Origin of the sequence: Pseudomonas sp. S37, from assembly GCF_016658545.1 — a bacterium.
Taxonomy (GTDB): Bacteria; Pseudomonadota; Gammaproteobacteria; order Pseudomonadales; family Pseudomonadaceae; genus Aquipseudomonas.
Map to the genome: position 1 here is coordinate 26,154 of NZ_JACVZC010000061.1, position 8,653 is coordinate 34,806.

The 8,653-nt window shown below is 65.4% G+C and carries 5 protein-coding genes; 2 read left to right on the top strand and 3 right to left on the bottom strand.

The window, feature by feature from the left end; translation table 11 throughout:
- Window positions 1-72: 72 nt before the first annotated feature.
- The 3 genes from IAE39_RS18170 to nfrB are packed head-to-tail and all read right to left on the bottom strand — an operon-like array spanning window position 73 to window position 6,088.
- On the bottom strand, window positions 73-912 hold the full coding sequence (locus IAE39_RS18170; RefSeq protein WP_201205068.1) for a DUF4434 family protein: 840 nt from the start codon (window positions 910-912) through the stop codon (window positions 73-75).
- Complete coding sequence (locus IAE39_RS18175; protein ID WP_201205071.1) at window positions 912-3,917, bottom strand: phage receptor; 3,006 nt, start codon at window positions 3,915-3,917, stop codon at window positions 912-914. The genes IAE39_RS18170 and IAE39_RS18175 overlap by 1 nt, the downstream gene beginning before the upstream one ends.
- Window positions 3,914-6,088: a cyclic di-3',5'-guanylate-activated glycosyltransferase NfrB gene (nfrB, locus tag IAE39_RS18180; RefSeq protein WP_201205073.1), complete on the bottom strand. Its 2,175-nt coding sequence runs from the start codon at window positions 6,086-6,088 to the stop codon at window positions 3,914-3,916. The genes IAE39_RS18175 and nfrB overlap by 4 nt, the downstream gene beginning before the upstream one ends.
- 158 nt (window positions 6,089-6,246) lie before the next feature.
- Here nfrB and IAE39_RS18185 point away from each other — a divergent pair, with 158 nt between their 5' ends.
- Together IAE39_RS18185 and ilvA are read left to right on the top strand one after the other, a co-directional pair.
- The gene (locus IAE39_RS18185; RefSeq protein WP_201205075.1) at window positions 6,247-6,678 is read left to right on the top strand and encodes a PACE efflux transporter; all 432 of its coding nucleotides are present in this window, start codon (window positions 6,247-6,249) and stop codon (window positions 6,676-6,678) included.
- Window positions 6,679-6,859: 181 nt separating this feature from the next.
- Window positions 6,860-8,419 (top strand): threonine ammonia-lyase, biosynthetic, encoded by a 1,560-nt coding sequence (ilvA, locus tag IAE39_RS18190; RefSeq protein WP_201205077.1) that lies wholly within the window; start codon window positions 6,860-6,862, stop codon window positions 8,417-8,419.
- The last annotated feature ends 234 nt before the right edge of the window (window positions 8,420-8,653 follow it).

Below are 8,653 nucleotides of genomic sequence, written 5' to 3' on the forward strand. Positions count from 1 at the left end.
TTGCACAGTCTTCAAGCACTGTGGAATACCTGTGGGAGCGGGTTTACCCGCGAAGAGGCCGGGCCTGGAAACTCAATTGCTCGGCAATATGTCCCGCGCCCAAGGCCGGTAACGCAAGGCAAACACCGCCTCGGCATGGCACCCGCTACCCAGCTTCGGCTCGGCAGGCTCAGCCCGAAACGCCTGCCCCGGCGCGCTCACCTGGCGGAACGCCTCACGCACCACGCCCACCCGGCACGGCAGGGCCTGCTCGTAGCCCTGGCGTACCAATGCCGGCAAGCGCCCGGTGCCGACGCCGTCCTGCCACCACACAGTCAAGCCCAACCCGGCCAGTTGATCCAGCCAGTTGGCATTGACCTGAGGCGACAGCTTGCCGGCGCTGAAGGCGCTGACATGCAGCGGTTTGTCCAGCTGGCGGTTAAAGGCCTGCAGCTGGCTGTACAGCGCTTCACGCCGGTCGGCTTCGCGAAAATGCTGGTCGTCCAGCTCCATTGGCAGGTACCAGCCGTCCACCGGTAACTGCCAGGCCTGACGCAGTTGCCGGTACTGGCCGAGCGAGCGGCCCAGTTGCGCTTTCCAGTAGCTGTTCAGGCCTTCGCCGTCCAGCTGGTCGAGGCGTTGGTAGTAGGCCGGATCCATATACAGCCCCAGCACCAGTTGCAGGCCTTCGGCACGCGCTGTGCGCAGGCTGTTGGCCAGCCAGCCCTGGGCACCCCCGAAATCACTGTCGCCATAGGCGCTCCACTGCACGATCAGCGTCTTGCCCCCCTGAGCCGCTGTGGCGCGCCACAGTTGCTGCCACTGGGCGGGGGTGACGCTGGCGTCGCGGTTCAACGGTTGATAGAACAGGCGCTGGTCGGCGGTGGCCTGCAGGCACAGGGCCAGCAGGCAGAGGGCGATGAGGGTACGCATCAGAAGGTCATCTCCGCACCGACCAGTACGCCGTTGGCGCGCTCGTAAAGGTTGCCACCCAGCGACTGCTGGTACTCGGCGCGCACTTTCAGCGAGCCGCGGTAGGCGTTGTAGCGGTCGTCATCGAACCACCATTGCCAGCGCACACCGACCCCGGCACGGGCGTCCTGGCGCCAGTCGTTACTCGGGTCCTGGCTGGAAAACTCGACAAAGCCATAGGGCATGAGGGTCTGTGGCGAGCTGCCCGGAAGCTTCCAGGCATGGCCCTGCTGGTAACGCGACAGCCAGGCGTGGTCGCCGGCACGGGTCCACCAGGCGGCGTCGAGGTAGAGGAAGCGCTCGTTCCATTGGTCTTCATCGATGCGCCAGTCGTTGCGCCAGTCACCCTGGTCGAGGAACGAGGCGGTGGCGCGCAGCAGCAGGTCGTTGCTCGATTCGGCGTGGTGGCGCAGGTCGCCCCAGTTGCCGCCAACCTTGGCCGGGCTCAGCAACTGGCCCAGGCTCAGGCCGCGGTAGTGTTGTTCGTCGATCTGCCGCTGGTGGTACAGCTCGGCATACAGGTTGAGGTTGGCCTGGCCAAGTGGCTTGTAGCGCAGGCCGACGCCGGTGCCCATGCTCTGCGCGTAGTCAGTGCGGCTCTGGCCGCCGAACAGCACCCGGCCATACACCGACAGGGTGCTGCCGTTGCGGCTGGGTTCCTCGCCCAGGGCGTGGTCCCACATGGCCAACTGCACGTTCTGCGATTGCGCCCGGCGCGCACTGCCGCTGCGCTGGCCGTTGTCGAGGAACTTGTCGTTGGTCGAGGTGCCGGCCGGTGACCAGGTGCTGGCCAGGGTAATGGTGTCGCGCCGTGACAGGCTTTCGTGGGCGCGGCGCTGGCGGTACTTGCGCGCTTCCAGGCTGCCGTATTCGTCATCACCGTCGACCAGGTCCTGCTCCACGTCGAGGATGCGGCGCAGTTCGCGGCGTGCGGCGGCACTGTCTTCATGTTCGTCGTAGCGCAGGGCCAGGGTTTCGCCAAGGCGGTAGTCTTCGGGGAAATCGTGGGTGGCGCGCTCCAGGTAGGGGATCGATTGCAGGCGCTGGGCCTTGTCTGGCGAGCCTGCCAGGCGCATGCCGTAGTCGGCGCGATAGCGTGGCTGGTCGGGGGTCAGGCGCACGGCTTCGGCCAGCCAGGCGCTGCTTTGCGCACTGTCGCCGGCCAATTGTGCGGTGCTGGAGGCGGCGTAGTAGTGGTCAGCGCGCGGGTTGTGCGCCAGGGCCTGGCGCTGGAAGCCCAGCGCGGCCGGGTAGTCGCCTTGGCGCTGGGCGATGGCGGCACCCAGCGCCCAGTCATCGGCGCTGTTGTGCGCGGCGGCGTCCCAATAGTGCCGGGCAGCCTGGGCATCACCTGCATTCAGTGCGCCACGGGCAGCGGTGAGGCGGGCGTTATCGGTCCAGGCGCTGTCCGGCAAGCTGCGCCAGATGGGCAGGGCGGCTTGCGAGTCGCCAGCGGCCTCAAGGGCGTAGGCCAGCGGCAGACGGTTGCCGTGGTCACCCAGGCGGTCTGCCGCCTGGTAGTAGACCACCGCTTCACCTGGCTGGTCGGGCATGGCACAACGGCCCAGGGCGCGGTACTGGCCAGGTTCGCTCGGCGTGCCCGGTACGGCCTGGCGCACGGCATCGCACTGGCCGGCCTCGGCCAGCCGGCCGAGCAACTGCGCGCGCGTGTTGGCGTCGACGCGGGGGGCCAGGGTAAGCATGCGCTGGCTGTCGAGTGGGCCGTCATTGCGGGCATACAGGTTGCCCAGCCGCTGCAGCAGCGACGGGCTGAGGCGGCCCTGGCGGCGGTCGTAGGCTTGCGCCAGCAGTTGCCGGGCGTGGTCGGTGTGGCCTTGTTCGGTGAGCAGGAAGGTGGCTTGCTCCAGCGCGGCGAGGTCGCCCGTCTGCCGGTAGCGCTTTTCCCATTCGGCAGCGGTGCGTGGCTGCGGTGGTTGTGGCGGGTCGCCGTACAGGCGTTGCTTGAGTACCGCATAGGCCCGTGGGTCGGTGCTGGCGCTACAGCCCCTGAATTGCTCGCGGGCCTGCTGCGGGTCCTGGCGTGACAGCCAGTCGACCGTTTCCAGGCAGGGGCGTTGCAGGTCGTTGCTCAGGCGCCGCACCAGCGCCGCATCGTCGCCTTCGCGGGCCAGCTCCCACAGTTGCTGGCGCTGTTCGGGCTGGTTCAGCTGATCGGGCGGCAGCGACTGCAGCGCGCGCTGGGCCAGCTGGTTATGACCGACGGCAATGGCGCGGTTGGCCATGGCCAGGCGTGCCTGGTTGGCAGCTGCGGGCGAGGGCGCGCTGGCCAGCAATGCGTTCAGGCCCTTTTCGTCCACGCGCTGGATATAGGCGTTGGCCAGTCGCTGCCAGTCGGCGGCGGGCAACTGGCCTTTGTCGGCCAAGGGCTGCAGCTGCTCGATAGTCTCCTTCCAGTTGCGTAGCTGTTCGGCGAAGTTGGCCCGGGCCAGGCGCAGTACCTGGCCGTCGTTCCCGGGGGGGAGCTGGTTGAGCCATTCCAGCGCCTTGGCGGCACCACCGAACTTGGCCAGGCTCAGGCTGTAGGCTTGCCACAGGCGCACGCGGTGGGTGCCGTCGCTGCTGGCCAGCCACTGCTCCACCTGGCTGGCTGCGGGTGGGTCCTGCTCGATCCAGGTCAGGCGCAGTTCCAGCAGGGCGTCGGCGTATTCGGGGCTGCCGCCCAGTTGCTCGGCCAGTGCTTCGGCCTCTTTGTAGCGGCGCTGGTGGGCCAGGGCTTCGACCAGCAGGGCGCGGGCCTCGTCGTTGTTCGGCACCCGGCCCAACACGTGGCGGGTCAGGCGCTCGACCTCGGCCCAGTTGTCTTTTTTAGCCTCGCGGTAGCCGCGGTCCATGAACGGAAAGCTGGTGAACCGCTGGAAGTCGGTCATTGGCGCAGAGGCAGTGGCGGGCAGGGCGGCGCAGCACAGCAACAGGCCGGTGAAGGTGAGAGAAAACCGCGGCTTCATGCCACCTCCCGGGTCAGGTCAAGGGCGGCCTGTTGCTCGCTGGCCTGTTCGATCAGGGCCTGCTCCAGCACCTGCTCAGTAATGATGCCGCGGGCGATCAGGTGTTCGCCGAGGCTGTGCTGTTCGGGGTCGAAATCGATCAGGGCCTGGTTGAACAGGGTAACCGGGACCATGCCGCGCACTTGCAGCAGGGCGCCCAGCATCACCTGATGACAGCTGACCCGCTCCAGCAGTGCTTCGTCGTCCTGGTGGCGTTCCAGCACGGCCAGCATTTCGCGGGTTTCCGGCTTTTGCCAAGGGCTTGGGTAGTGGTAGCGCAGGCCCAGGGTGACGCGGCCCTGCGGTGCCAGGCGTGCCTTGACCGGGCGTTTCAGCTGGCGGCTGATCACCCCCAGCGAAACCTGGCTGACCGGGGTTTCGCTGGCCAGGATCAGCGTGTCGCCTTCTTCGTCAACGGGGAGCACGCCATAGTGCGTGGCCAGTTTGCGTGGCAGCCTGGCGATCAGTTGCGGGTCGAGCTTGAACGGGTTAAGCGGCGCCCAAGGCAGGTCCAGCTGTTCGGCCAGGGTCGTTACAAGCTGTTCGCTGTTCAGCCAGCCGCGCAGCAGCAGTTCCCGGCCCAGGCGCCGCCGGACCGGGCTGGTGATCGCCTGTTGCAGCTGTTTTTCGCTGATCAGCCCTTTGGCCACCAGGCGCTGCCCCAGCGGCGTACGGGCGGGGGCGGCAATGGCGGGGAACTCGTGTGTGGTCTTGTCCCAGGCCACGCGCCGTGAATCGCCCATCTCCATCACCTGGCGCAAGGCGCGCAGGTTGGCGAAGAAGTTGACGAAGTTGCTCCACATCATGCGCGGTGCCGACAGCAGGCCCTCGCCGATGCCGTAGTAGCGGGTGACGAACCAGGCGCGCTGGAACAGGCGGTTGAACAGCATCAGGCCGTTCAGCCACAGCAGCGTCGACAAAAGCCAGCTGTCGCTGAGGATCGACATGAAGCGCCACGACTGCGGGGCAATCACCGTGACCAGCCACATGGCCAGCAGCACCAGCAGCAACAGGTTGACCAGAAAGCTCAGCAGGTAGGCAAACAGCCCGCGGCGGTCGCGCCAGAGGAAGTAGTTGAGCGCACCCTTGCGGCTCCAGCCGAGGTTGCTGGTGCCCTGGAACACGATGCCGACGATCCAGCGCGACTTCTGCCGGATGGCGTGCTGCCAGTCACGCGGGAAGTGCTCGCGCACGCAGATCACCTGGGAGAACTCGCGGCTCATGCCCAGGCGCCATTCCTGTTTCAGCGCCAGCGCCGGGTCGCTGATGGAATAGCGGGCGAAAATGCACTTCATGCCCTTTTGTTTCAGGCGAAAGCCGATGTCGTAGTCTTCGGTCAGGCTTTGCACGTCGAAGGCGATGCCGTCGCCGTCTTCGAGCAGGGCACTGATGGCGCGGCGGCTGAAGCAGGTGCCGACGCCGGCACTGGGCACCTGGCCGGTCAGTGCCTCGCGCACGATCACGTCCTTGCCGTGGTTTTCGGCGAACTCGTCGACATAGTGGCCGGCGGTAAAGCCTTTCCATTCCGGTGCGTAGGGGTACACCGGGATCTGGATCATGTCCTTGTTCGGCAGCAGGTAGTTGAACAGGCGCAACTCCATGGGCGAGATCACGTCTTCGGCGTCGTGCAGGATGAAACCGGCGAACTGGATGCCCGCGTCCTGCTGGAAGCGCAGCAGGGCGTCGATGATGTTGTTCAGGCAGTCGGCCTTGCTGGTGGGGCCAGGGCGCGCGCAAACCACCTTGTGCACGTTGGGGTAGTGCAGGCACACCGCGTCGACGTCGGCTTGGGTTTGCGGGTCGTTGGGGTAGGTGCCGACGAAGATCTGGTAGTTCTCGTAGTCGATGGTCGAGGCCGCCAGACGCGCCATTTCACCGACCACGCCCACTTCGTTCCAGGCCGGAACCATGATCGCCAGGGGCTTTTCCGGCACTTCGAACAGGCGCTTTTCGTCGGCCTTCTCGTGCTTGTCGTAGATGCGAAAGCGCCGGATCAGCTTGCGGCACCAGTAGCACAGGTCGATGAACAGGTCGTCCAGGCCGAGCAGGAACATCAGCGAGGCAAGGATGATCGCCAGGATCTTCAGGCCGAACAGCACATAGGTGAGAAAATCGATGAATGCCAGGCTCATGTGTATCCTCGTTCGATTCCCTGGACGAAGTTGTACGACCTGCCGCCCTTTGCACTGGATAGATACAAGCAGCCGAATGCAGGGTTGTCCAAAATTCAGGCTTTTTCTTGTCGGCCGCTTCTTGTAGCTTTACAGGTTGTCTACCCACGGAGCTGAACATGCAAGGCAAGGCACGCAAGATCGTCCAGGCCATTCTTTACGAGGCCATCGCCGTCGCCTGCGTGGCGCCTGCGTTGGAGCTGGCGTTCGGGGCCGGCATGGCGCAGTCGACCGTGCTGTCGGTGTTGATGTCGGGCATCGCCATGAGCTGGAACATGGGCTACAACTGGGTGTTCGAGCGCTGGGAAGCGCGCCAGAGCATGCGCGAGCGCACCTTCGCCCGGCGCGTGCTGCATGCCTTGGGTTTCGAGGGCGGGCTGGTGCTGATCCTGCTGCCACTGGTGGCGTACTGGCTGGACGTGACCCTATGGGCCGCGTTGCTCACCAACCTGGCGCTGTTCGTGTTCTTCTTCGTGTACGCCTTCGTGTTCCAGTGGGGCTTCGACAAAGTGTTCGATGTGCCGCTTTCGGCGCAGCAAGCCAAGTGTTGACTTCTGCCGGCGCGGCAGGCTAAGTTCCTACCCCATGAACACTTTCCAGCATGTGAACGCCATTATTATTACCGCCATTATCAGCTTGGCGGGCTAGCGCGTACGTGCACCGAACCCGCCCTGGAGGCGGGTTTTTTCTCTCTGACTCCTGGGCAACGTGAAAACAGCCAAGGAGTCATCGATGACCAGCTTCAGCCTTCCTCGTACACCCGTTACCCCCCAGCAACTGCTGTCGGAGCAGGTGCGGCGCATTCTTGCCGCGCCGGTGTACGACCTGGCCATCGAAACGCCGCTGCAAGCTGCGCCGGCCCTGTCTGCCAGCCTGGGCAACCAGGTGTTGCTCAAGCGTGAAGACCTGCAGCCTACCTTCTCGTTCAAGATCCGTGGTGCCTACACCCGCTTGTCCCGCCTGACCCACGAGCAGCGTGAACGCGGGGTGATCACTGCATCGGCGGGCAACCATGCCCAGGGCGTGGCGCTGGCGGCATCGCACCTGGGCATGAAGGCCACCATTGTCATGCCCACCACCACGCCGTCGCTGAAAGTGGAAGGGGTGCGTTCGCGCGGTGGCCACGTAGTGCTGCATGGCGAAAGCTTCCCGCATGCGCTGGCCCATGCGTTGAAACTGGCCGACAGCGAAGGCGCTACCTTCGTGCCGCCATTCGATGACCCGGACGTGATCGCCGGCCAGGGCACCGTGGCCATGGAAATCCTGCGTCAGCGCCCAGGTGCGCTGGACGCGATCTTCGTGCCGGTGGGCGGCGGTGGCTTGATCGCCGGTATCGCCGCGTACGTGAAATACCTGCGCCCGGAGGTGAAAGTGATCGGCGTCGAGCCTGAGGACTCCAACTGCCTGCAGGCCGCCATGGCCGCTGGGGAGCGGGTGATCCTGCCACAGGTCGGCACCTTTGCCGATGGTGTGGCGGTGGCGCAGATCGGCGCCCATTGTTTCGAGCTGTGCCGGCACTTTGTCGATGAGGTGGTGACGGTAAGCAGTGACGAGTTGTGTGCGGCGATCAAGGACATCTACGACGATACCCGCTCGATCACCGAGCCGTCCGGCGCTCTGGCGGTGGCCGGGATCAAGAAGTACGTGGCGCGTGACGCTGTGCAGGGGCAGACGCTGGTGGCCATCGACTCCGGGGCCAATGTCAATTTCGACCGTTTGCGTCATGTCGCCGAGCGGGCCGAACTGGGCGAGCAGCGCGAGGCGATCATCGCCGTTACCATCCCGGAGCAACCGGGCAGCTTCCGCGCGTTTTGCCAGGCGCTGGGCAAGCGGCAGATCACCGAGTTCAACTACCGCTATTACCCTGGCAAGGAGGCGCGCCTGTTCGTTGGGGTGCAGACCCATCCTGTGCATGATCCGCGCGGGCAGCTGCTGGCCAGCTTGCGTGAGCAGGGGTACAACGTGCTGGACCTGACCGACAACGAACTGGCCAAGCTGCATGTGCGCCATACCGTGGGCGGCCATGCGGCGCCGGGTGCGGATGAACGGGTGCTGCGTTTCGAGTTCCCCGAGCGCCCCGGGGCTTTGCTGGGCTTCCTGGAGCGGCTGGGCAAGCGCTGGAACATCAGCCTGTTCCATTACCGTAATCATGGTGCGGCGGAGGCCCGGGTGTTTGCGGCGCTGGAAGTGCCGGGAGATGAGGTGACGGGGTTGCCGATGGCGCTGGATGAGATGGGGTATCGGTATTGGGATGAGACGGATAACCCGGCGTACAGGCTGTTCCTTGGCTGAGCCGGGCATGATCGGTGATGCACACCGATGTCGCAGGTTCGGTATGGCCCTTGTAGGAGATCACCCAGCCCCCCCGGGCTGCGCTGTCGCGCAGAGAACTCTGCCCGCAAGGGTGTTGCAGACCTTGTAGGAGCGGGTTTACCCGCGAAGAGGCCGGGCCTGCCGGCCAATATCCCTGGCCGTTTACCGTTGCAGGTGGCACCGTATTCGCGGGTGAACCCGCTCCTACATTGA

What these genes read in the sequence shown, in the direction of transcription:
- IAE39_RS18170 (WP_201205068.1), bottom strand. Translation starts at nt 912, where the DNA reads ATGCGTACCCTCATCGCCCTCTGCCTGCTGGCCCTGTGCCTGCAGGCC.
- IAE39_RS18175 (WP_201205071.1), bottom strand. Translation starts at nt 3,917, where the DNA reads ATGAAGCCGCGGTTTTCTCTCACCTTCACCGGCCTGTTGCTGTGCTGC.
- nfrB (WP_201205073.1), bottom strand. Translation starts at nt 6,088, where the DNA reads ATGAGCCTGGCATTCATCGATTTTCTCACCTATGTGCTGTTCGGCCTG.
- IAE39_RS18185 (WP_201205075.1), top strand. Translation starts at nt 6,247, where the DNA reads ATGCAAGGCAAGGCACGCAAGATCGTCCAGGCCATTCTTTACGAGGCC.
- ilvA (WP_201205077.1), top strand. Translation starts at nt 6,860, where the DNA reads ATGACCAGCTTCAGCCTTCCTCGTACACCCGTTACCCCCCAGCAACTG.